18 protein-coding genes and 1 pseudogene are annotated in these 22,226 nt (G+C 69.7%); 7 read left to right on the top strand and 12 right to left on the bottom strand.

The features are described from left to right. Window positions 1-3: 3 nt before the first annotated feature. A pseudogene (locus AB0D34_RS10815) lies at window positions 4-584 on the bottom strand (GNAT family N-acetyltransferase). 574 nt (window positions 585-1,158) lie between these two features. Here AB0D34_RS10815 and AB0D34_RS10810 point away from each other — a divergent pair. The 3 genes from AB0D34_RS10810 to AB0D34_RS10800 all read left to right on the top strand — a co-directional run bounded on the left by AB0D34_RS10810 (window position 1,159) and on the right by AB0D34_RS10800 (window position 3,901). Continuing rightward, window positions 1,159-1,362: a hypothetical protein gene (locus AB0D34_RS10810; protein ID WP_362659671.1), complete on the top strand. Its 204-nt coding sequence runs from the start codon at window positions 1,159-1,161 to the stop codon at window positions 1,360-1,362. Between the two features lie 365 nt (window positions 1,363-1,727). Further along, window positions 1,728-2,798, top strand: coding sequence for a hypothetical protein (locus tag AB0D34_RS10805; RefSeq protein WP_362659668.1), 1,071 nt, complete (start codon window positions 1,728-1,730; stop codon window positions 2,796-2,798). A 155-nt stretch (window positions 2,799-2,953) separates the two neighbouring features. Continuing rightward, window positions 2,954-3,901, top strand: coding sequence for an RluA family pseudouridine synthase (locus AB0D34_RS10800; protein WP_362659665.1), 948 nt, complete (start codon window positions 2,954-2,956; stop codon window positions 3,899-3,901). 19 nt (window positions 3,902-3,920) lie between these two features. Here AB0D34_RS10800 and AB0D34_RS10795 read toward each other — a convergent pair whose 3' ends face one another. The 6 genes from AB0D34_RS10795 to AB0D34_RS10770 all read right to left on the bottom strand — a co-directional run bounded on the left by AB0D34_RS10795 (window position 3,921) and on the right by AB0D34_RS10770 (window position 9,441). Then, window positions 3,921-5,384 (bottom strand): cytochrome P450, encoded by a 1,464-nt coding sequence (locus tag AB0D34_RS10795; protein ID WP_362659662.1) that lies wholly within the window; start codon window positions 5,382-5,384, stop codon window positions 3,921-3,923. A gap of 64 nt (window positions 5,385-5,448) precedes the next feature. After that, window positions 5,449-6,069 carry an ATP/GTP-binding protein gene (locus tag AB0D34_RS10790; RefSeq protein WP_362659659.1) on the bottom strand — a complete coding sequence of 207 codons (621 nt, stop codon included), beginning with the start codon at window positions 6,067-6,069 and terminating at the stop codon, window positions 5,449-5,451. Continuing rightward, on the bottom strand, window positions 6,050-6,484 hold the full coding sequence (locus tag AB0D34_RS10785; protein WP_362659656.1) for a DUF742 domain-containing protein: 435 nt from the start codon (window positions 6,482-6,484) through the stop codon (window positions 6,050-6,052). Before AB0D34_RS10785 ends, AB0D34_RS10790 begins: the two co-directional genes overlap by 20 nt. Beyond that, window positions 6,481-6,888, bottom strand: a complete 408-nt coding sequence (locus AB0D34_RS10780) for a roadblock/LC7 domain-containing protein (RefSeq protein WP_007380839.1) — start codon at window positions 6,886-6,888, stop codon at window positions 6,481-6,483. Before AB0D34_RS10780 ends, AB0D34_RS10785 begins: the two co-directional genes overlap by 4 nt. Continuing rightward, window positions 6,885-8,480: an ATP-binding protein gene (locus AB0D34_RS10775; RefSeq protein WP_362659653.1), complete on the bottom strand. Its 1,596-nt coding sequence runs from the start codon at window positions 8,478-8,480 to the stop codon at window positions 6,885-6,887. The genes AB0D34_RS10780 and AB0D34_RS10775 overlap by 4 nt, the downstream gene beginning before the upstream one ends. A 322-nt stretch (window positions 8,481-8,802) precedes the next feature. Then, window positions 8,803-9,441: a TetR/AcrR family transcriptional regulator gene (locus AB0D34_RS10770; RefSeq protein ID WP_362659651.1), complete on the bottom strand. Its 639-nt coding sequence runs from the start codon at window positions 9,439-9,441 to the stop codon at window positions 8,803-8,805. Window positions 9,442-9,978: 537 nt separating this feature from the next. Here AB0D34_RS10770 and AB0D34_RS10765 point away from each other — a divergent pair. Genes AB0D34_RS10765 through atzF form a run of 4 tightly spaced genes read left to right on the top strand, consistent with a single transcriptional unit; the run spans window position 9,979 to window position 16,581 of the window. Then, window positions 9,979-10,803: an urea amidolyase associated protein UAAP1 gene (locus AB0D34_RS10765; RefSeq protein WP_362659648.1), complete on the top strand. Its 825-nt coding sequence runs from the start codon at window positions 9,979-9,981 to the stop codon at window positions 10,801-10,803. Further along, window positions 10,800-11,417 (top strand): urea amidolyase associated protein UAAP2, encoded by a 618-nt coding sequence (locus AB0D34_RS10760; protein WP_362659645.1) that lies wholly within the window; start codon window positions 10,800-10,802, stop codon window positions 11,415-11,417. Before AB0D34_RS10765 ends, AB0D34_RS10760 begins: the two co-directional genes overlap by 4 nt. Continuing rightward, window positions 11,414-14,920: a 5-oxoprolinase/urea amidolyase family protein gene (locus AB0D34_RS10755; RefSeq protein ID WP_362659642.1), complete on the top strand. Its 3,507-nt coding sequence runs from the start codon at window positions 11,414-11,416 to the stop codon at window positions 14,918-14,920. Before AB0D34_RS10760 ends, AB0D34_RS10755 begins: the two co-directional genes overlap by 4 nt. A 14-nt stretch (window positions 14,921-14,934) precedes the next feature. Further along, window positions 14,935-16,581, top strand: a complete 1,647-nt coding sequence (atzF, locus tag AB0D34_RS10750; protein WP_362659639.1) for an allophanate hydrolase — start codon at window positions 14,935-14,937, stop codon at window positions 16,579-16,581. Between the two features lie 68 nt (window positions 16,582-16,649). Here atzF and AB0D34_RS10745 read toward each other — a convergent pair whose 3' ends face one another. From AB0D34_RS10745 to AB0D34_RS10725, 5 genes are all read right to left on the bottom strand, one after another. After that, window positions 16,650-19,514: a DEAD/DEAH box helicase gene (locus AB0D34_RS10745; RefSeq protein WP_362659636.1), complete on the bottom strand. Its 2,865-nt coding sequence runs from the start codon at window positions 19,512-19,514 to the stop codon at window positions 16,650-16,652. Between the two features lie 40 nt (window positions 19,515-19,554). Continuing rightward, window positions 19,555-20,445, bottom strand: coding sequence for a diacylglycerol kinase (locus AB0D34_RS10740; protein WP_362659633.1), 891 nt, complete (start codon window positions 20,443-20,445; stop codon window positions 19,555-19,557). A 31-nt stretch (window positions 20,446-20,476) separates the two neighbouring features. Continuing rightward, window positions 20,477-21,427 carry a twin-arginine translocase subunit TatC gene (tatC, locus tag AB0D34_RS10735; RefSeq protein ID WP_362659630.1) on the bottom strand — a complete coding sequence of 317 codons (951 nt, stop codon included), beginning with the start codon at window positions 21,425-21,427 and terminating at the stop codon, window positions 20,477-20,479. Window positions 21,428-21,475: 48 nt separating this feature from the next. After that, window positions 21,476-21,763, bottom strand: coding sequence for a Sec-independent protein translocase subunit TatA (tatA, locus tag AB0D34_RS10730; protein ID WP_351991843.1), 288 nt, complete (start codon window positions 21,761-21,763; stop codon window positions 21,476-21,478). Between the two features lie 258 nt (window positions 21,764-22,021). Beyond that, on the bottom strand, window positions 22,022-22,216 hold the full coding sequence (locus tag AB0D34_RS10725) for a hypothetical protein (protein WP_362659627.1): 195 nt from the start codon (window positions 22,214-22,216) through the stop codon (window positions 22,022-22,024). Window positions 22,217-22,226: the final 10 nt, after the last annotated feature.

Here is a 22,226-nt window from a genome sequence, read left to right as displayed (position 1 = left end):
CCCTCAGTCGCCCTTCACGCGCGCGTGTAGATGCATGTCATGCCATCGTCCGGATGCAGAACGGCACTCCGCCTGGTCCCCTCCAGCGCGAACCAGGCCTTGTCCGCGACCCGGCAGGAGGCCGCATTGCGCACGGCGTGCAGAAGCTCAAGGCGGTGAAACCCGACGTCGTAGAGGGCCCACCGGGCGAGCGCGATCGTGGCACGAGCCGCAACACCCCGCCCACGGGCCCCGGCGGTCGTCCAGTACGCCATCTAGGCCTGCTCGTCGTCGAGTTGGATCTCACGCAGAGCCACCCGCCCGAGCAGCCTGCCGGTACCCGCGTCCACCACGGCCCACTGGGCCGTCCGCTCCTCACCCCAGGCCCCCACCCACTCCTCGATCCAGCCGCCGACCTCCTCCACGGAGTCGGCGGCACGGACGTGCCACTGATGCATCACCGGGTCCTGGAACGCCGCGTGGACCGCGGGTGCGTCCTCGGCCACCCAGGGGCGCAGCAGCAGTCCGTCGCCGTTGGGGAGGGTGGGCTGCTCGATGCGGGAGAGGGCGCCTTGGGGCAGTACCGGGTCCGTGAGGAAGGGTATGATCGGCATCCTGCCCACCGCCCCGCGCCCGCCCCAAGTGGTTTTACGCCGGATCACGAACACGCGAGTCGATCATTCCGTCTCGACAATGGCCTGCTGCCCCACCTGTCACGAACGGACCTGGCATCCACGGCGCACCTACAGCGTGGGGTGTGCAAATACACCCACGGCGGCCTGGCGATCCGCTCCATGCGCCAGGGCTGCGCCCTCTTTCCGACGGCCGGAAATCGTCGCATGGTACGAAGTGGTGGGCTGTCAGGGTGACTTGCGGGCATGAGCTATGTCGCACCCGGGCCCGTGGGGGTGGTGACCGGATGCCTGCGATGGTCGGCGGTGCGCCTAAGGAACACGCTCCGCGCAACGCATCGACACCTTCAGGATGGTCCTACGGCGGTGCGCCCCCACCCCCCAAGGGCGAGTGTCTCCTGCCGTCCGCGCCGTCCGGAAGTCCGCCGAGAACTCGGACTGGCTTCCGTCCGACATGTTCCTCGCGTTCGTCCGCCACGGCAGCTAACACAAGCACCAGCCAGTACCAGCCAGTTGACGAAACCCGCGGTGGCACTGGAAGGTAGGAGTGATCCACGACCTCGCCACTGATAACGCTGTCGTGACGGTGAAGGCCGCCGATTCCTGCACCGCCGGGTTACGACGACGGCCGTGGCCGACGACACCGCCCGGTGCTCTGACCGTGGTCCCGCTCGGCTGGTTCCGTCAGCAGGCCCTGTTCATGTGCGAGTCAACGGCGCCGCAGTTGCAGCGCATGGAGCACAGCGCATAGTTCACGGTCCTGGTCGAGTCCGCCACCCGGAGGGCGTCGTGAAGAGTTCCGCTCCTACCCAGCGGCCCCGGAAGCCCCTGCTTCGGTGTTTCGCCCAACCTGAGCGAGCGGACAAGGAGCACCTGCTAGGGACCACAGCCCGCTACAGACACTTCCGTCTGCTCAGCATCAATGAACTCGGCTGCATGGGACTCGACCCCATGGAAACCCCGCGCCGGTACCAGGCCCTGACCAATCGCGAGGAGAAGAACAGTGCTGCCAGCAGGCTCTGTCGGCTGGTCGGTCCCTGGGCCATCCGGGCACAGGACGCCGCCGGTTGAACCGCCCTATTCCAGCAGCGGAGTTGATCTGAAGGAAGTGTGGTCATGACTGCTGTGAACACTGCCGCGGTGTCGGTAGGTTTCCAGGTTCCTGCCCTCTACGGTCCGGTCGAGGCGCGCCTGCATCCGGAGACCAGTCGCGTGCAGGAGAGTCTCCTGCAGTGGGCGTCCTTCCATGGGCTCTTCCAGGATTCGCGGCAACGTGAGCGGTTCGCACGCAGCAGGTTCGCCCACTTCGCGGGCTACACATATCCGCGGGTGGCCGCTCTGGAAACGGTGGCGTTGTGGCACGGTCACAACTGGCTGGTCGATGACATCCTCGATCAGCCACGCACCGACGACGCGCAAGCAGAGGGGCTTGCGGCCGATCTGCTTGCGCAGGTGCCTGTGAATCTCACAGACCGGAAAGAGCCCAAAGGACCACTGGCTGCTGCAGCCGCGGACTTGTGGCGGCGTACGGCACCAGCTCGTTCGCCGGCCTGGCGAAGCCGGTACCGTGCCCACTACCGCGACTGGCTGGCCCTTTCCCTCCGAGCCCGCCCACACCGGCAGGGCCGCAGCGCCCTAGTGAGCGTTCCTACGTACATACGTCGCCGACGGCTGCACTCAGGAGCTGAGATGACCTTCGATCTCCTCGAAGTGGGTCACGACCAGGAGCTCCCGGAGATCGTGGCCGGAAGCGACCTGTACGGCATGGTTCGATTTGCCGCGAACGATGCGATCAGCTGGACCAACGACCTGTACTCCCTGCCCAAAGACCTCGCGGCAGGCGACTCGGACCACCTGACCGCGGTGGTACGGCAGGCTCGTGGTGGCACCTGGAGCGAGGCCGCCGCCAAGGCGGCCCGCATGGTTCGCGAAGCAACCGCCGACTTCCTGACCGCCTGCGGCGACCTGCGCGCCATGCGGGCACTCTACGAGGTCACCGATGCCGAGTGGGAGGTCGCCGAGGACTCTCTGGAGGACTTGTCCCTATGGATCAGCGGCAGCCTTCACTGGCACCAAAACACCCCCCGTTACCGGCTCAGTCCCGAGGCCGATCCGTTCGGCACGCATTCCGCCGAATCTCGTGAAGGCGGCTTGGACAACGCGGAGCACGCTGCCGTCCGCCGCTAGGCATCCTTGACGGTGCGGCCATGGACGTGAGGCAGAGGCAGTCCGTCGCGTTGGCGTCGGCGGAACGTCGAAGTGGCGGGCCTCAGCAGTAACGGTTTCAGGTAGCAGGCGAGGCCAGCGGTATCCAGATCAGTGCCACCGTACGCTTGATGGTAATGAGACGCCGTACCCAGCCTCCGCCCTCTCCCCTGCCACAGCGCAACGGGGTGGATCCAGTGCGCTTGCGGTTGCCGGTCGGGAACACGTGGACGACCGTGCGGGATCACCTGGCGGCACGACTCGCAACTGCTGGGATCGCAGTGATCGACGACATGCTGGACACAGGGCGGATCGTGGATGCCGCTGGACGTCCGGTATCTCGGGACACGGCGTACGTGCCGGGGATGTTCGTGTGGTTCCACCGGGAGCTGCCCGACGAGGAACTGGTCCCCTTCGCGATCGACATCCTGTACCAGGACGAACACCTCGTGGTGGCCGACAAGCCGCACTTCCTGGCCACCACTCCGCGCGGCAGCCATGTCGCCGAGACCGCCCTGGCACGGCTGCGCCGGCAACTGGACATTCCGACGCTGGGTGCCGCACACCGGCTGGACCGGCTGACGGCCGGACTCGTGCTGTTCACCGTACGGCCCGAGGAGCGCGGCGCGTATCAGTCGTTGTTCCGGGACCGGCGGGTAGCGAAGGAGTACGAGGCAGTGGCCCCGTACGACCCGGCGCTGCCCCTGCCACGCACCGTGCGCAGCCGGATCCTGAAGGAACGCGGCATCCTGGCGGCCCGCGAGGTCGACGGCGAGCCGAACGCCCTCAGCCGGGTCGAGTTGCTGGAGCACCGGGACGGTCGTGCCCGGTACCGGTTGACGCCCAGTACCGGGCAGACCCACCAGCTGAGGGTGCACATGAGTGCCCTGGGGGTGCCCATCCTCGGTGACCCGCTCTATCCGGTGGTGACCGACCCCGTGGCGGCCGGTGACTTCCGGCGTCCGCTCCAACTGTTGGCGCGGGTGCTGGAGTTCACCGATCCGGTCACGGGGCGCGAGCACCGGTTCATCAGCTCGCGCGTGCTGGAGGCCTGGGTGGCGCACGAGGAGTGGGCGACCGGATAGTCCCGGTGCCCCCATTGCCTCAGTCGCCCCGCCACCAGCGCAGGAGGCGCTGAAATACGCCCGGTCGCGCAACAGGTTCGGGTGTCGATGTCGGCGCGGCTGGTTCCGGGGCCTTCACCTGCGGCGGTGGCGTGCTCGTCCTCACCTCCCAGTCTCTGGCGCGCTGCGACGGCACGGGGTGCGTGGGGCTCTCCATGACGTCCTGCTGAGACTTGGATGCGAACTCCACCGGCAGGTCCACCAAGTGCCGGTTGGAGATGGACGCCCGCCAGCGCAGCTCGTGCTCCTCACAGGCGAGCTCAACGTCGGGAAGGCGGGTCAGCAGCGCATCGACACCGACCTCGGCGATGGCACGGCCGATGTCCTGGCCCGGGCACTCATGAGGACCTCCGCTGAAGGCCAGGTGAGAGCGGTTGCCCTGCATGTACGCGTTGATGTCGGGACGGACACGCGGGTCGATGTTGGCCGGCGCGATGGCCATGAGCAGGCCGTCGCCCTTGCGGATGCGCTGGCCGCCCAACTCGGTCTCCTGCTTGGCGAAATAGCCCAAGACCGTGCTGAACGGCGGCTCGTCCCACATGGACTGCTCAACCGCCTGGGGCACCGTCATCTGGCCGCCGTTGAGCTGGGCACGGAACCGCGGGTCGGTGAGGACCACTCGCAATACATTGGCGAGTAGGTTGGCCGTGCTCTCGTAAGCGACGATCAGGACGAGCCGCAGGTGCTGGCTGACCTCCTCGTCGGTGAGCCGGGCCGGGTGGTTGATGAGGTGGCTGGTGAAGTCGTCCTCCGGTGCGGCCCGTCGGCGAACGGTGAGCCGCGTGAGGACGTCCATGATGTACGCGTTGCTGTCGATCGCTGTCTCAGTGCCCTTGGGCAGGTCGCGGGCAGCCTCGACGAGCCGGTCGTTGTACTCGTCGGGCATGCCGAAAATCTCGCACATCACCATCATGGGCAGGCGTTCGGCGAACTGACTGACCAGATCGGCCTTCCCCTGCTCGCAGAACTTGTTGACGAGGTGCTGGGTCGCGCGGTTGATGTGTCGGCGAATGCCCCGGTAGTCGATCGTCGACATGGCACCGGTGACCGCGCCGCGCAGCCGCAGATGCTCGTCACCTTCGGCGTAGCAGCACAGCGGCTGCCAGGCAAGATGCGGCATCATCGGATGGTCCGGCTTGACGGTGCCGTCCTGCATGGGGCTCCACAACCGGGTGTCACGGCTGTAGTGCGAGGGGGAACGCAGCATGTGCATGTTCTCGCTGTGGCCGAGTACCACCCAGATCGGCACATCGTCGTGAAGCAACGCGGGGGCCACAGTGCCGTGCTGGGAGCGGAGCTCTTCGTACACCGCCCCAAGATCCTCCGCATCAGGCCCGTACAACCGACGCAACCCGCCGGGTCCGATGCCGTGTGCCGGACAGCCGGGGGGCGGGGTGGCCGTGGGGTGGTCCGTGCCGGAAGGGTAAAGGGATTCAGACGTCACGCTGATCGCTCCGAAACTGAAGTGGATCTGCCGTACAGGGATGAGGATCTGAGGGGTGCCCGGCTCACGCCGGGGCCTTCTCCGTCGTCAGGGAGTGCAGGAACCGCAGCAGCGTCATCAGGACGTCCCGGCTGGAGGCGCGCCTGCGGGCGTCGCACTCGACGATCGGGATGTCCGGGCTCAGGTCGAGCGCGGTGCGCAGTTCCTCGATGTCGTAACGGGGGCCGTCCGGGAAGGTGTTGACGGCGACGACGAACGGCACGCCCCGCTCCTCCAGACGGCCCATGACGTCGAAGCTGACTTCGAGGCGGCGGGTGTCGACCAGGACGACCGCGCCGAGCGCGCCCTCGAACAGGCCGTTCCACAGGAACCAGAAGCGTTCCTGGCCGGGGGTGCCGAAGAGGTAGAGCACCAGCTGTTCGGTGATGCTGATGCGGCCGAAGTCCATCGCCACGGTGGTGGCGGTCTTGGACTCGGAGCCGTAGTTGTCGTCGACCCCGACGCCGGCCTGCGTCATGGTCTCCTCGGTGGTCAGCGGTTTGATCTCGCTGACGGAACCGACCATGGTCGTCTTGCCGACGCCGAAGCCGCCCACGATGACGATCTTCACCGCGGCCTGTGCGGTCTTCGGGAGGTGGTCCTCTGTTCGTGGACCGGGAATCGTGTCAGAGCCTTTGAAGTCCATGCATCACCGCTTCGAGGAGGGAACGGTCGGCCAGCGCCTGGCGGATGACCGGGGCTCGGGCCGTCACCAGTTCGGCCGTCAGCAGCTCGGTGAGCAGGACGGTCACCACGCTGAACGGCAGGCTGAGATAGGCGGACAGCTCGGCCACGGACAGGGGGGCCGTGCAGAGCCTGAGCAGCGCCGCCTGCTCAGGCGTGGCGGAAGGCGGTGGATCGGCGTGCGCCACGATTAACGTGACCAGGTCGAGCTCCGAGCGCTCCGTGGCGTCGGGGCCGGTGATGACGTACAGGCGCTCGGGGTTCTTCTTCTGTCCCTCGGGTGGGTCCTGGCTCTCCTGCGACGGTGTCTGTGCCTGTGTCTGTGTCTGTTCCGGGCTGGACTTGGGGTATCGCCGGCGGCGTTGCGGAGGAGTCATACGGTCTGCCCGTTGCGCCTGGGCGGACTGGTGAGGTGCGCGCCGATGCGGACGACCAGGTCGCTCATGCGGGCGCTCATGTGGCCGGGCTCGGTGATGATGTCGGAGAGGACCGCAAGATAGGCGTTGGGGCCCGCTGCCATCAGGTAGAAGTAGCCCCCATGGATCTCGATGAGGACCATCTTCATCTTGCCGTCGCTGCCCGGGATCTCCCCGGCGACGGCGCCCGCCAGGCTCTGCAGACCCGCGCAGGCCGCGGCGACGCGGTCGGCGGTGTCCGGGTCGCCGCCGTGGCGGGCGATGCGCAGGCCGTCGGCGGAGAGCACCACGATCATCTGGATGCCCGGTACGCCTTTGGCGAGGTCCTGGAGCATCCAGTCGAAGTTGCCTCGCTGCTGGATCACTTGAGGTTCCCCTCGTCTTCGGCCTCGGTACGGGCCGGTTCGTCGGTCGGCTGACTGGCTGTGGAAGCGGTGGGGCGCTTGAGGCCGTCCATGAACGCCTGGACCCACAGGCCCGGCGGGGTGTCGTCCGGCTTCTTCTCGGGTTCGGGCTCGGGCTCGCGGCGGGCTGTCGACCAGACGGTCGGACGGCCCTCCCGCTCGGCCCGGTCGATCTCGGCCTGCTCGGCGTAGCGCTGGGCGAGCGGGGTCTTGACCCGGCTGCGGCGCTGCGGCAGCCCGTTGGCCGTCCACTCGGTGACCTCGGGGACGTCGTCCTCCATGGACACCGGGGTGGTGAACTTGGGGCTGGTGGGCCGGCGCTTCTTGATGGTGCGCTTGGGACCCGGCAGGGCGCCGAGTTCGGCCTTGGGCACGGCGGTGGCGCCGATGCCGTGGGCGAGTCCGACGCCGGGCTCGTCGGTGAGCATGTCGCTGGGCACGACGAGGATCGCGCGGACCCCGCCGTACGCGGAGGCACGCAGGGAGACCTGCATGTCGTACGCCTGGCAGAGCCGGCCCACGACGGCGAGGCCGAGGCGCGGCGACTCCCCGAGGTCCTGGAGGTCGACGCCGGCCTTGGCGCGCTCCAGCATGCCCTCGGCCCTGAGGCGAGCCTCCTCGCTGAGGCTGACGCCGGCGTCCTCGATCTCGATGCAGACGCCGGTCTGCACCTCGGTGGCGGTGACGTGCACCTTGCTCTGGGGCGGGGAGTACCGGGTGGCGTTGTCGAGGAGTTCGGCCGCGGCGTGGATCACCGGCTCGACCGCGGTGCCCTTGACGTTGACCTTGGCGATCGAGGTCAGGTCGATGCGCCGGTACTCCAGGATCCGGGACATCGCACCGCGCAGCACGCTGTAGAGCGCGACAGGCTCGGGCCACTGCCGGCCGGGGCGGCCGCCGCCGAGGACGGAGATGGAGTCGGCGAGCCGGCCGATCAGGGCGGTGCCGTGGTCGATGCGCAGGAGGTCGTCGAAGACCTCGGGGTTGCGGCCGTGGTCCTCCTCCATCTCCCGCAGTTCGTTGGCCTGTTGGTGGACGATGGCCTGGACGCGGCGGGCGATGTTCACGAAGGAGCGCTGCGCGGCGTCGCGCATGATCTCCTCGGTGTCGACGATGTCGAGCACCGTCTTCAGCAACCGCTGCTGTGCTTCGGGCAGATCACTCCACGCCGGGTCGATGTCACCGAGTCGGCGAATCACCTCTCCGGGCGAATTTCCGCGACGCATCCAGTGCAGTGCCGCGGGTGCGATCTCCTTGGCCAGGCGGGTCATGTCCTGGTCCTGGGCGGCAATCCGCCGTTCCAGATACGCGGTGTGACGGCTCTGTTCGACGCGGGCGTCCCGCAGTGCGCGACCGCGCCGCACCGCCTCGGCCCCTACCGCGATCACCAGCAGCGTCGCAACGGCACCGCACAAGCCGACGGCCACCCGGGCGGGCTGCTGCACCGCCGCGACGGCGGCCCCGGTCGCCGCGGCCATGACTATGGCGGGCAGCAACAGTACGCGCGCGTAGGGAAGTTCACGGCGTCCTGGGGGGGATTGAACACTCACCATGTGGGCCCTCTGAGACGTATCGGCGGGGAGTCGCACATATAGGGAACAAGCGCACGAATACACATCAACTCGGTGCGCTGCGGGCGAGCTTAGTCCGACCGGATCAACGCCGTGTCATATTCAGCAAGCACCTGAAACGGGCATTGCGACTGGAGTACTCTCGGCCCATTTACACGCTGAGGCATCGATCGAACACGATACGTAACGGCGTGCGGGCATACGGGAATCACTCACTGTGACGAGTGAAGGAGACCTTCCCGCCGGAGCCCTCCCGTAACCCCGAGGCCGGCCAGTAACCCCGGGGCCAGCCCGTAACCCCGCCTCAGATCCCGGCGATGCGCAGCGCTGCGTCCGCGGTGGCCTCCGCGAACACGGAGGCGGGACGGTCGGGGTCCGAGCGGTGGACGAGGATGACGCCCTCGATCAAGCCGAACACCAGGTCCGTACGGAGATCGAGCTCACTCTTGGCGAGTGCGCCGCCCGCGGGTGTCGCGGCGAGCAACTGGCGGTAGGCGTCCTTGAGTTCGGCGCGCACGGCATGGAAGCCGGCGAACCGGTCGGCGCGCACCTCGGGGAGCAGATAGAGACCACCGAGGTTGTGCGGCCCGCCGCAGAGCACCTCGACGTCCGCGCGGCACAGCTCCCACAGCCGCTGCCCGGCCGGGGCCGTGTCGTCGGCGAGCAGCTCACGGGCGTACGCCAGTGAGGGCGTGACGGTCGACTCCAGGAGCTCGGCGAGGAGCTCCTCCTTGCCGGAGACGTAGTGGTACATGGAGGCCTGGCGCATACCGGCCCGCTCGGCGACGGCGCGCGTGCTGGTGGCGGCGTACCCGAGGGTGGTGAACAACTCGGCCGCGGCGACGAGGAGTTCCTCACGCGGCGCGAGCCCACTGTCCGGCCGCCGAGCCGCCCGAGGCCGCCCGACCCGCCGCCCGGACTCCGCGCCACCTGTCGTACCCATGCGTTCGATCCTCGCACACGGGGGCACGGGGGGATCTCCGGGCGAGCCACGAGCGCCGGGGGGATCTCCGGGTGACCGACGAGCAGGAAGCGACGGCCGGGTACTCCACGGGCGAGGGGCGGCGGCCGGGTCCCTTACCGGCGCGGGGGCGGGGCGGGGCGGGGCGGGGCGGGGCGGGGCGGGCAGCCGATGCTCCACCGTCACGGAGCGACGGCCGGTCCCACGGGCGGGAGCGGACGCCCGGGGTGACCCACGAACACGAAGCGGCACCCCGGTGCTCCACGAACACGAAGCAGGCGGCGGGTGATCCACGCGTACAGGGCTGCCACCGCCACTCTCCACCCCGGCAAGCCCCAACCCCCAGGGGCGCGGGGAACTGCGCGACCAGCCCCCACCACCCCGCACCCGACAACGCACCGACCCCACCCCCGTGAGCCCCCGGTAACCCCCCGGCAACACCCGAGCAATCCCCCCGACCCGCCCCACCCCTAATTTCTGTCGAGCGACAGAAATAACCCCGGAGCCGGAGGTCCCGCCATGGCCACAGAGACCACCTACGGAGCCCGCGACCACGCCCGCGCCCAGGACGGCACCCGCACCGAGGCCATGCCCGTCGTCCCGGCCGGCGACTGGCCCGCCCCGCCCGCGGAGGCCGGCGACCTGGTGTGGGCGGAGACCGTCGCGGGCGGCAACTACACCCACCGCGTCCTCGCCCGCGGCAGCGAACTCCGCCTCACCGACCTCCGCGGAGACGCCTGCGCCCACCTCCTCCTGTACGCGGAGGGCCGCCCCTGGGAGCGCCTGAACGTCGCCGACACGGTCAAGGTCCAGTGGAACGCCTACCTCGGCGAGAGCCAACTGCTCCTGTCCGACCAGGGCCGCGTCCTCGCGAGCGTCGTCGCCGACACCTCCGGCCGGCACGACGCCCTGTGCGGCACCTCCACCCTCGTCCGCAACACCGAGCGCTACGGCGACGGCACCCCCCAGAGCCCCTCCCCCGCGGGCCGCGAGCTCTTCAAGCTGGCGGCCGCGAAGAACGGCCTCGATCCCCGCGACCTCGCGCCCTCCCTCTCCTTCTTCCAGGGCGTGCGCATCCGCGAGGACGGCACCCTCGACTTCACCGGCTCGGCGGGCCCCGGCGCCGCCGTCACCCTCCGCGCCGAGCAGGACGTGACCGTACTGATCGCGAACGTCCCCCATCCCGCGGACCCACGCCCCGAATACGTCAGCACCCCCCTCGAAGTGCTCGCCTGGCGCGCCGAGCCCACCAGCGCCGGCGACCCCCTCTGGGAAGCCACCCCCGAAGGCCGCCGCGCCTACCTCAACACCGCCGATTTCCTCGCCTCGAAGGGACGCGCATGAAGCTGGAAGGGACACCCAGGAAGACGGTCGTTCCGGCCCGGGCCGCCTGGTCCGCCGTCATCCGCGAGGGCGAGACGCTCACCATCACCGACCTGCACGGCAACCAGGCCGTCGACTTCCTCGTCTACGACGCCCACGACACGTCAATCCGCTACAGCGCCCCCGACACCATCCATGCCCAGGGCGGCATCTTCCTCACCACGGGCAGCGTTCTGATGTCCAACGAGCACACCCCGCTGATGACGGTCACCGCCGACGACGTGGGCCGCCACGACACGGTCGGCGGCGCCTGCTCCAAAGAGTCGAACACCCTGCGCTACGGCCATCACACCTGGTCGCAGCACGCCTGCGTGGACAACTTCCTCGCGGAGGGCGCGAAGCACGGCCTCGGCAAGCGCGATCTCGTCTCCAACATCAACTGGTACATGAACGTCCCCGTCGAGAAGGACGGCACCCTCGGCATCGTCGACGGCATCTCCGCCCCGGGCCTGACCCTGACCCTGCGCGCCGACCGCGACGTCCTGGTCCTGGTCTCCAACTGCCCCCAGATCAACAACCCTTGCAACGGCTTCGACCCGACGCCAGTGGAGATGACGATCGGGGCCGCCACATGAGCTTCGACACCCTCCTCGTCGCCAACCGCGGCGAGATAGCCGTCCGCATCATCCGCACCGCTCGCGAACTCGGCCTGCGCACCGTCGCGGTGTACTCCGACGCCGACCGGGCGGCACCCCACGTCCGCCTCGCCGACCACGCCGTACGCCTCGGCCCGGCACCCGCGAAGGAGTCGTATCTCGACATCGACCTCGTGCTGAAGGCGGCCAAGGACTCGGGCGCGGGCGCGATCCACCCCGGTTACGGCTTCCTGTCCGAGGACGCCGCCTTCGCCCGTCGCTGCGAGGACGCGGGGATCGTGTTCGTGGGCCCGACGCCCGAGCAGCTGGAGCTGTTCGGCGCCAAGCACACCGCACGGGCTGCGGCCGAGTCGGCGGGCGTGCCGCTGGCGCCGGGGACCGGACTGCTGCCCACACTCGAAGTGGCGCTCGAAGCAGCCGCAACCATCGGCTACCCGGTCATGCTCAAGGCCACAGGCGGTGGCGGCGGCATCGGCATGTCGGCCTGCCACTCCGCCGACGAACTCACCGACGCCTGGGACCGGGTGCAGCGCGTCGCCGCCGCCTCCTTCTCCTCCGCCGGCGTCTTCCTGGAACGGCTCGTGGAGCACGCCCGCCATGTCGAGGTGCAGGTCTTCGGCGACGGCGACGGCAGGGTCGTCACCTTCGGCGACCGCGACTGCTCCCTCCAGCGCCGCAACCAGAAGGTCCTGGAAGAGGCACCGGCCCCCGGCCTCCCCGACCACGTCCGCACTCAACTCACCGTCAGCGCCCACGACTTGTGCGCCGCGGTCGGTTACCGCTCCGCCGGCACCGTCGAGTTCGTCTATGACGCCGCCCGCGAAGAGGCCTACTTCCTGGAGGTCAACACCCGTCTCCAGGTGGAGCATCCGGTCACCGAGGAGATCTACGGCGTCGACCTGGTCGCCTGGATGCTCCGCCTGGCCCGCGGCGAACGGGACGTCGTGAGCGAGCCGGGCCTCCCGCGCGGCCACGCCGTCGAGGCCCGCCTCTACGCCGAGGACCCGAGCCGCGAACACCGGCCCAGCGCCGGCCTGTTGACCCGGGTCGAGTTCCCCACCGGGGTCCGTGTCGACGGCTGGGTGGAGACCGGCACCGAGGTGACGACGTCGTACGATCCGATGCTCGCGAAGATCATCGCGTACGGCCCGGACCGCTCCCACGCGCTCCAACGCCTGGACGAGGCCCTCGAACGCACGCGCGTCGACGGCATCGAGACCAACCTGGGCCTGGTCCGAGCCGCACTCACCGACTCCGATTTCCGGACGGCCACCCACTCCACGGCGACCCTCGCCGAGGTCCAGGACCCGACCCCGCGCATCGAGGTCGTGTCCGCCGGCACCCTCACCACGGTCCAGGACTGGCCGGGCCGTACCGGCTACTGGCAGGTGGGCGTGCCTCCGTGCGGCCCGATGGACGACCGTTCCTTCCGGCTCGGCAACAGGGCGCTGGGCAATCCGGAAGGCGCCCCCGGCCTCGAATGCACCCTGCAGGGCCCGTCGTTGAGGTTCACCCATCCCACGACCGTCTGCATCTCCGGCGCCCCGGCCCCCGTCACCGTGAACGGCACGGCCGTAACCCAGTGGGAGCCGGTGACCGTCCCCGCGGGCGGAGTCCTGGAGATCGGCGCCCCCGCCGAGCACGGCCTGCGGACCTACGTCCTCTTCGCGGGCGGCCTCGACGTCCCGGCCTTCCTCGGCAGCGCGAGCACCTTCACGCTGGGCCGCTTCGGGGGCCACGGCGGACGGGCGCTGCGGACGGGTGACGTGCTGCGCGGCGGGGCCGTCACGCAGGGCTCGCGCCTGACCGAACGTCCCGCCTTCACCTCCGTATGGGAGGTGAAAGCCGTCGAAGGCCCGCATGCCGCCCCGGAGTTCTTCACCGAGGACGACATCCGCGACTTCTACGCCGCCGACTGGAAGGTCCACTTCAACTCGGCCCGCACCGGAGTCCGCCTGGTCGGCCCCAAGCCCCGCTGGGCCCGCACCGACGGCGGCGAGGCGGGCCTGCACCCGTCCAACATCCACGACACCCCGTACTCGGTCGGCGCGGTCGACTACACGGGCGACATGCCGGTGCTGCTCGGCCCTGACGGACCCTCCCTCGGCGGGTTCGTGTGCCCGGCGACCGTCATCAGCACCGAGCGCTGGAAGCTGGGCCAACTGCGCCCGGGTGACACGGTCCGCTTCGTCCCGGTGAACACGGACGGCTCACCGCGCCCGGCCATCGTGGACGGCGGCATCCTCGCCCGCGACGGCGATGTGACGTACCGGCGCAGCGGGGACGACAACCTGCTGGTCGAATTCGGCCCCATGCAGCTGGACTTGGCGCTTCGCATGCGCGTCCACGCCCTCATGGAGGCGGTCGCCGAGCAGGGCCCGGAGGGCATCACCGACCTCACCCCCGGCATCCGCTCCCTCCAGATCCAGACGGACCCGAACCGTCTCCCCCAGCACGAACTCCTCACCGCTGTACGGGAGATCACCAGCTCCCTGCCCCCGTCCGACGAACTGGTCGTCCCCTCCCGCACCGTCCACCTCCCCCTCTCCTGGGACGACCCGGCCACCCGCGAGGCGATCGCCCGCTATATGGCGGGCGTTCGCGACGACGCCCCCTGGTGCCCGTGGAACATCGAGTTCATCCGCCGCGTCAACGGCCTGGACTCGGTCAACGACGTCTACCGCACGGTCTTCGACGCGGAGTACCTCGTACTGGGCCTGGGTGACGTCTACTTGGGCGCCCCCGTGGCCACCCCCCTCGACCCGCGCCACCGCCTGGTGACCACCAAGTACAACCCGGCCCGCACCTGGACCGCCGAGAACTCGGTCGGCATCGGCGGCGCGTATCTGTGCATCTACGGCATGGAGGGGCCGGGGGGTTACCAGTTCGTGGGCCGTACGACCCAGGTGTGGTCGCCCTGGCAGCAGCGCGGAGCGTTCGAGCCGGGCTCGCCCTGGCTGCTGCGGTTCTTCGACCGGATCAAGTGGTATCCGGTGGACGCGGACGAACTCCTGGAACTGCGGGCCGACATCACCTCAGGGCGCTTCGTGCCCCGCATCGAGGAGGGCACGTTCTCGCTGGCCGAGTACCAGGACTTCCTGACCGAACACGCTGACTCCATAGGGGAGTTCAGGACGCGCCAACAGGCCGCCTTCTCCCAGGAGCGGGACGCGTGGGAGGCGGCGGGCGAGTTCGCGCGCGCCGAGGCGGCCGCCACGCCGGCGGTGGCCCCGGCGGAGGTGACGGTCCCCCCGGGCGGCCGTCTGATCGAGGCCGAATTCGCCGCATCCGTATGGCAGTTGAACGTCGAGCCGGGCGACGAGGTGACGGCCGGTCAGCCGCTGCTCGCCCTGGAGGCGATGAAGATGGAGTCCAGGGTGCACGCGCCGGCGGACGGCGTGGTCACGGAGATCCTGGCCAGGCCGGGCGACCAGGTGGAGGCGGGGACGGCACTGCTCGTCCTGGCCCCGCCCGCACAGTGAAAGAGGAGCACACCATGTCCACCACCGTCACCCGGGTCCGTGCCGCCTACGATCGCATCGAGGCCGTGGACCGCCCCGAGATCTGGATCGACCTGCGCCCGCGGGAAGAGGTCGAGCGGGAAGCCGGCGCCTTGGACGAGCGCCTCGCGCGCGGCGAGCAACTGCCCCTCGCGGGCCGCCTGTTCGCCGCCAAGGGCAACATCGACGTGGCGGGCCTGCCCACGACGGCGGGCTGTCCGTCGTACGCCTACCACCCCGAGGCCGACGCCCCGGTCGTCGCCCGGCTCCGCGCGGCAGGCGCGATCGTGCTCGGCACCACCAACCTGGACCAGTTCGCGACGGGCCTGGTAGGCACCCGTTCCCCGCACGGCGCGGTCCGCAACGCGTACGACCCGGCGCGGGTGAGCGGCGGTTCCAGCTCCGGCTCGGCGGTCGCCGTGGCCCTGGGCATCGTCGACTTCGCCCTCGGCACCGACACGGCGGGCTCGGGCCGGGTCCCGGCCGCCTTCAACGGCATCGTCGGCCTCAAGCCCACCCGCGGCCTGGTCCCCACGGCCGGGGTCGTCCCGGCCTGCGCCTCGATCGACTGCGTGACGGTCTTCGCCCGCACCCTCCCGGAGGCGGAACAGGCCCTGTCCCACATGGTGACGGGCACGGCTCCGTCGATCCCCGGACGTCCGCCGGGCCCCTGGCGGATCGCGATCCCTCCGCGCGAGCAGCTCGGCGAACTGGATGAGGGCTGGGCGGAAGCGTACGAGCGAGCGGTGGAGCAGCTCGCGGCGGCGGGCGCGACGCTCCGCGAGCTGGACCTCACGCCCTTCACCGAGGCGGCGGCGATGCTGTACGAGGGCGCGTTCGTGGCCGAGCGCTACACAGCGGTGGGAGCTTTTGTCGACAAGGCGACAGCAGTGGGCGACGACTGGCTCGACCCCACGGTCGCCGCCATCATCACCGGGGCCCGCGACCTCCCGGCCCACCAGCTCTACGCCGACATGGACCGCCTGTCCGCCCTGCGCACCCGCGCCCTCGCCGAACTGGCCGACGCGGACGCCCTTCTCCTGCCCACCACCCCCGGCCACCCCACCCTCGCCGAGGTGGCCGCCGACCCGCTGGGCGCCAACGCCCGCCTGGGCCGCTTCACCAACTCCACCAACCTCTTCGACCTGGCCGCGGTGGCGGTCCCGGCCGGCGAGGTGAACGGCCTCCCCTTCGGCGTGATGCTGATCGGCCCGGCACACACGGACGAACGCCTGGCGAGGATCGCAGCCCAGCTCCAGCCGGAGACCCGCCTCGCGGTGGTCGGCGCCCACCTGACGGGCCAGCCGCTCAACCCTCAACTTCTGTCGTTGGGCGCCCGCTTGGACCGTACGACGACGACGGCCCCGGTGTACCGCCTGCACGCCTTGAGGACAACGCCACCGAAGCCGGGTCTGGAACATGTGGGCGAGGACGGCGCGGAGATCGAAGTGGAGATCTGGAAGATGCCCGCAGCGGGCCTCGGCCGGCTCCTTTCCACCCTCCCCCGCCCCATGACGCTCGGCAGCGTGCAACTGGCCGACGGCACCGAGGTACCCGGCTTCCTCTGCGAGCCGTCCGCCCTCACGGACGCCAAGGACATCACGTCGTACGGAGGCTGGCGGTCCTATCTGAGCACCGAGTAGATCAACCCACCCAGGGGCGCGGGGAACTGCGCGACCAGCCATGACGCGCCCGCACCCGCCCCAAAACCTCACCCCACCGACGAGTACGCCACAACCCCCCGCAGCAACAGATCAACAGCCTTACGCGCGTTCTTCGCAACGGAGGAAGACCCGTCACCCCCCGACACCGGAGCCGCCGCGGAAATCTGCCCCAGCACATCGATCACCTGCTTGCACCACCGCACAAAGTCCCCCGCCGGCATTTCCGCCTCCCGAAGCACCTCGTCGAGCCCCTTCCCCGAGGCCCACATGTACGCGGCCCAGGCGAACCCGAGATCCGGCTCCCGCTGCCCGACCCCCTCGGTCTGGTTGATCCGGAAGTCCTCCTCCAGCGCGTCCAGCCGCCCCCAGATCCGCACCATCTCCCCGAGCGCCGCCTTGGCCTTGCCGGAGGGCAGCTTGGGTGCCATGGCGTCGTCGCCCACCCGCGCCTCGTACACCAACGCCGACACGCACGCGGCCAGTTCGGCAGGAGCGAGCCCCTCCCAGACCCCCGCCCGCAGACACTCACTGGCCAGCAGATCGAGCTCGCCGTACAACCGGGCCAGCCGCTTCCCGTGTTCGGTGACCTCGTCGGCCCGCAGGTAGTCCAGCTCGGTCAGCAGCGCCACGATGCGATCAAAGGTCCGCGCGATCGTGTTCGTACGCCCCTCGATGCGCCGCTCCAACTGCGAGGTGTCCCGCAGCAGCCGGTGATAGCGCTCGGCCCAACGGGCGTGGTCCTCCCGGTCGTTGCACCCATGGCAGGGATGCGCCCGGATCGCCGTCCGCAGCCGCGCGATCTCGCGGTCGTCGGCCGCCTGGGACCGCTGCTTGCGGGCCCGCTCCGGCGGAATGTGCCCGGCCTTGGTGCGCAGCGCGGACGCGAGATCCCGACGGGACTGCGGTGAGCGCGGGTTGAAGGACTTCGGGATCCGCATCCGCTCCAACGGCTCGACCGGAACCGGGAAGTCCATCGAGGCGAGCCGCTTGACCTGTCGCTCGGCGGTCAGGACCAGCGGCCGCGGACCGTCGTGGTGTTCGAAGCCCCGGTGGCCGTTGGACCGCCCGGCGGGCAGCCCCGGGTCAAGGACCAGGGCGAGACCGGCGTACTTGCCGGTCGGCACATGGATGACGTCACCCGGCTTGAGCTTCTCCAGCGCGGTCGCCGCCTCGGCCCGCCGCTGGTTGACTCCCTGCCGGGCCAGTTCGGTCTCCCGGTCCTTCAACTCCCGCCGCAGCCGCGCGTAGTCCTCGAAGTCGCCGAGGTGGCAGGTCATGGACTCCTTGTAGCCCTCCAGACCTTCCTCGTTGCGCTGCACCTGCCGCGAGATCCCCACGACCGACTTGTCGGCCTGGAACTGCGCGAAGGACGTCTCCAGGAGCTCACGCGAGCGGTGCCGCCCGAACTGCTCCACGAGATTGACCGCCATGTTGTACGACGGCTTGAAGCTGGACCGCAGTGGATAAGTACGGGTGCCCGCCAGCCCGGCCAGGTGCTCGGGACTCGACCCGCGCTGCCACAGCACCACCGCGTGGCCCTCGACGTCGATACCGCGCCGCCCCGCTCGCCCCGTCAGCTGGGTGTACTCGCCGGGCGTGATGTCGGCATGCTGCTCGCCGTTCCACTTGACGAGCTTCTCCAGCACCACCGAGCGGGCGGGCATGTTGATGCCAAGAGCGAGGGTCTCGGTCGCGAACACGGCCTTGACCAGGCCACGTACGAACAGCTCCTCGACAACCTCCTTGAAGGTCGGCAGCATTCCCGCGTGGTGGGCCGCGATCCCGCGCTCCAGACCCTCGAGCCACTCGTAGTAGCCGAGGACATGGAGATCCTCGGTCGGGATCGACGCCGTACGCTCCTCGACGAGCGCGCGCACCTTCCCGCGGGCCTCGTCGTCGTTCAGCCGCAGACCGGCGTACAGGCACTGCTGTACGGCCGCCTCGCACGCGGCGCGGCTGAAGATGAAGGTGATGGCGGGCAACAGGCCCTCGGCGTCAAGGCGCTCGATGACCTCGGGCCGGCTCGGCGTCCACACCCTGGACCGCTGCCGCCGCTCCCGCTCCCGGTCGGCCTCGCGCATCGCCCGGCCGCGCCTGCGGTCCTGGTACGACGGCCGCTGGGCCTCCATCCGGGCCAGCCGCGTGAGGTCGGGGTTGACGGCCTTCTTGTTGCCCTCGCCCTCCTCGAACAGGTCGTACATCCGCCGCCCGGCGAGGACGTGCTGGAACAGCGGCACGGGCCGGTGCTCGGAGACGATCACCTGGGTGTCGCCGCGGACGGTGTCGAGCCAGTCGCCGAACTCCTCGGCGTTCGACACGGTCGCCGACAGCGACACCAACGTCACCGACTCGGGGAGGTGGATGATCACCTCTTCCCATACGGCGCCCCGGAAGCGGTCGGAGAGGTAGTGCACCTCGTCCATGACCACGTATCCGAGGCCGAGGAGGGTCTGCGAGCCCGCGTACAGCATGTTCCGCAGCACCTCGGTGGTCATCACGACCACGGGGGCGTCGGAGTTGACGCTGTTGTCGCCGGTGAGCAGGCCGACCTTGTCGGCGCCGTAACGGCGGCTCAGGTCGGCGTACTTCTGGTTCGAGAGCGCCTTGATGGGCGTGGTGTAGAAGCACTTCTTGCCCTGCTGGAGGGCGAGGTGGACGGCGAACTCGCCGACGATCGTCTTGCCGGAGCCGGTGGGGGCGGCCACCAGTACGCCCTTCCCGGTTTCGAGAGCCTGACAGGCCTCGATCTGGAAGGGGTCGAGACCGAAGTCGTACATCTCGCGGAAGCCCGCGAGCGCGGTGGCCTGCTCGGCTGCCCGCAGGCGGGCTGCCGCGTACCGCTCGGCCGGTGAGAGGTCCTCTGTCATCGTGCTTTCGAGCGTACCGGGCCCCACTGACAACAGGACGATCATTATCCGGATCGGATCCCGTGAAACCTGGTCCTCACGCAGTTCAGGGTCCTATGACCGCCACGGCCCCGCGCACACACCGCGCGGTGAGCGGCAGCGGCCCGAGAGGTTCACCGTCCGCGTACCCGGTGACCCCTTCGGCGACGATCTCGGCCTTCGCCGCCCGCACCACGCTGACTTTGGGGTGCTCGACGTGGGTGCCCCGGTACACGCTCGGGAACACCCGCAGCAGGGTCGTACGGCTGCAGTCGCCGACCACGGTGATGTCGAACAGCCCGTCGGTGAGGTCCGCGCCGGGGCAGATCCGCATGCCGCCGCCGTACGACGATCCGTTGCCGACCGCCACCAGAGTCGCCTCGACCTCCCGGACCTCACCGTCGTCGAGCGTGATGCGGTACGGGACGGGCCGGAAGGCGGCGAGTTCGACGAGCATCGCGAGGTCGTACTTGAGGCGGCCGGTGGGCCATCTCATGCGGTTGCCGCGGTCGTTGACGCGGGAGTCGAAGCCGGAGGCGAGGACGGTCCCGAACCAACGGCCGCCGACCTGGCCGAGGTCGGTGTCGTGGACGCGGCCGTCCTTGAGGGCGTCGGCGATCAGCCGGCCCGCGGCGGCGGGGTCACGCACCGGCAGGCCCAGGGCGCGGGCGAAGTCGTTGCCGGTGCCGACGGCGACCAGACCGAAGGGGGTGGAGGTGCCGGCCACGGCCTGGAGGGCGAGGTTGACCATGCCGTCGCCGCCGACGGCGATCAGGGCGCCGGTGCCGTCCGCGACGGCGGCACGCGCGCGTGCGAGGGCGTCGGGGGCGTTCTCGCCGAGGACGGTCCGCACGGAGAATCCGGCTGCCCGCAACGCGGAAGCGGCCGGCTGCGCCGCTCGGGCGCCCCGGCCGCGGCCCGCGGTGGGGTTGACGAAGAGGGTGATCTCGCTGGTCACGGGTGTGACACTACGAGCCGTTCGCGGGGTGTCAGGTCACGTCGTCATAACCGTTGACCCGGTCCGTGCCCGACTGCTCGGGCAGCGCCCGGCTCGCGGAGACGGTCTCGACCTCGCCGATGTCCTCGGGGGTGAGGTCCAGGTCGGAGGCCTCGTCGTCGTCGGGTCCCTCGGCCTCGCGACGGCGCCTGCGCCGGTCGTTGAGCAGGGAGAAGGCGGTCGCCGCGAAGTACAGGACCCAGATCGGCGCGGCGAGCGCCAGCATCGTCAGCGGGTCGGTGCTCGGCGTGGCGACGGCCGCGAACACGGTGATGGCCATGATCATGCCGCGCCACCAGCCGAGCATCCGCTTGCCGGTGATCAGCCCGGTGAGGTTGAGGAAGACCAGCAGCAGCGGCAGCTCGAAGGAGAGACCGAAGACCAGCACCATGCGCAGGACGAGGTCGAGCAGGTCGTCCAGCGGCAGCAGGTTGGAGGTGCCGCCCGGGGTGAAGCCGATCAGCACCTGCGCCGTGGTCGGCAGGACCGTGTAGGCGAAGTAGGCGCCGATGAGGAAGAGCGGTGCGCCGGTGCCGACGAACGCGTAGGCGTACTTCTTCTCGTGCCGGTGCAGGCCGGGTGCGACGAACGCCCACAGCTGGTAGAGCCAGACCGGCGAGGCCGCGACGACGCCGGCCATCAGCGACACCTTCAGTGCCAGCGTGAAGGGCGCGAGAAGGCCGTTGATCGTGATCTCGGCGCACGGCTTGGTCGACTTCGTCGACTGAGCCAGTTCCGCGAAGGACTTGTCACAGCCGACCGAGTCGAGGATCGGCTTGGTGATCAAGTTGATGATGTCGTTGTAGAAGAAGGCGGCGACGACCGTGACAAGGACGATGGCCAGCATCGCCTTCGCGAGCCGGTTGCGGAGCTCACGAAGGTGATCCGCGAGAGGCATCCGCCCCTCGGGATCCCTCTCCTCTTTGCGGGCAGACTTGAGCAACCCACGTTCCCATCTCGTGCGGGCGGGCCGGTGATCACCGGCCCCGCGTCAGCGCTTGGTCGTGTCCGTCGGCTCGGTGACCGGGCGCGAGCTGGTCACGTCGCCGGGGGCGGCCTGGATGGTGCGCTGAGCCGGGTTCTGCTCGTCGGTGTTGGGCGGACCGGCCGGAGTTGCCGTGCTGCCGCCCTCTTCCTTCATCGCCTTGGCCTCGCTCTTGAGGATGCGAGCGGACTTGCCGAGCGAGCGCGCCATGTCGGGAAGCTTCTTCGCGCCGAACAGCAGGATGATGACGACGAGGATGAGAATGATCTCGGGGGCGCCGAGCCTTCCGAACATAAGTCTTTACCTTCTCACCGAGGCGGCTTGTGGGGTGCTGTCCGACCGGTCGGACATGTGTCCGATCAGTCGTGCTGACAGCGATCGTAACGCTCAGGGGTGAACGCCTGGCAATCCCTGTGCGTACTCCCGGTTCGCGGCCGAGCCTCGTTATCCGGTCCGCGACCAGCAGAGTACCTGGCGACCCTGCCGGGGTGACAGGGCGAAGTGGCCCAAAACGCATCCCGTGCTCGACTCACACCCAACTCTCAGCGCTACTCACAGCGACTCCACAGAACGGGCTGTGCTCACCGCCGCCCGCTCCAGGTCCTCCGCGGCCCGGTTGATGCGCCGCGCGGAATCCGTGACCTGCCGTCCGAGGCGCTGCGCCTCGACGAAGACCCGGACAGCGAGCACACCGAGCACGGCGAGACCCACGAAACCCACAGCTACCGCGAACATCGGCCAGAACATGGCACCGAGC

Source organism: Streptomyces sp. NPDC048420 (assembly GCF_040651535.1).
GTDB lineage: Bacteria > Actinomycetota > Actinomycetes > Streptomycetales > Streptomycetaceae > Streptomyces.
Note: the sequence above shows the minus strand (reverse complement) of the source record. Positions and strands in the feature narration are given on the sequence as shown.

What these genes read in the sequence shown, in the direction of transcription:
- AB0D34_RS10805 (WP_362659668.1), top strand. Translation starts at nt 1,728, where the DNA reads ATGACTGCTGTGAACACTGCCGCGGTGTCGGTAGGTTTCCAGGTTCCT.
- AB0D34_RS10800 (WP_362659665.1), top strand. Translation starts at nt 2,954, where the DNA reads ATGAGACGCCGTACCCAGCCTCCGCCCTCTCCCCTGCCACAGCGCAAC.
- AB0D34_RS10790 (WP_362659659.1), bottom strand. Translation starts at nt 6,069, where the DNA reads ATGGACTTCAAAGGCTCTGACACGATTCCCGGTCCACGAACAGAGGAC.
- AB0D34_RS10785 (WP_362659656.1), bottom strand. Translation starts at nt 6,484, where the DNA reads ATGACTCCTCCGCAACGCCGCCGGCGATACCCCAAGTCCAGCCCGGAA.
- AB0D34_RS10775 (WP_362659653.1), bottom strand. Translation starts at nt 8,480, where the DNA reads ATGGTGAGTGTTCAATCCCCCCCAGGACGCCGTGAACTTCCCTACGCG.
- AB0D34_RS10770 (WP_362659651.1), bottom strand. Translation starts at nt 9,441, where the DNA reads ATGGGTACGACAGGTGGCGCGGAGTCCGGGCGGCGGGTCGGGCGGCCT.
- AB0D34_RS10765 (WP_362659648.1), top strand. Translation starts at nt 9,979, where the DNA reads ATGGCCACAGAGACCACCTACGGAGCCCGCGACCACGCCCGCGCCCAG.
- AB0D34_RS10760 (WP_362659645.1), top strand. Translation starts at nt 10,800, where the DNA reads ATGAAGCTGGAAGGGACACCCAGGAAGACGGTCGTTCCGGCCCGGGCC.
- AB0D34_RS10755 (WP_362659642.1), top strand. Translation starts at nt 11,414, where the DNA reads ATGAGCTTCGACACCCTCCTCGTCGCCAACCGCGGCGAGATAGCCGTC.
- atzF (WP_362659639.1), top strand. Translation starts at nt 14,935, where the DNA reads ATGTCCACCACCGTCACCCGGGTCCGTGCCGCCTACGATCGCATCGAG.
- AB0D34_RS10745 (WP_362659636.1), bottom strand. Translation starts at nt 19,514, where the DNA reads ATGATCGTCCTGTTGTCAGTGGGGCCCGGTACGCTCGAAAGCACGATG.
- tatA (WP_351991843.1), bottom strand. Translation starts at nt 21,763, where the DNA reads ATGTTCGGAAGGCTCGGCGCCCCCGAGATCATTCTCATCCTCGTCGTC.
- AB0D34_RS10725 (WP_362659627.1), bottom strand. Translation starts at nt 22,216, where the DNA reads ATGTTCTGGCCGATGTTCGCGGTAGCTGTGGGTTTCGTGGGTCTCGCC.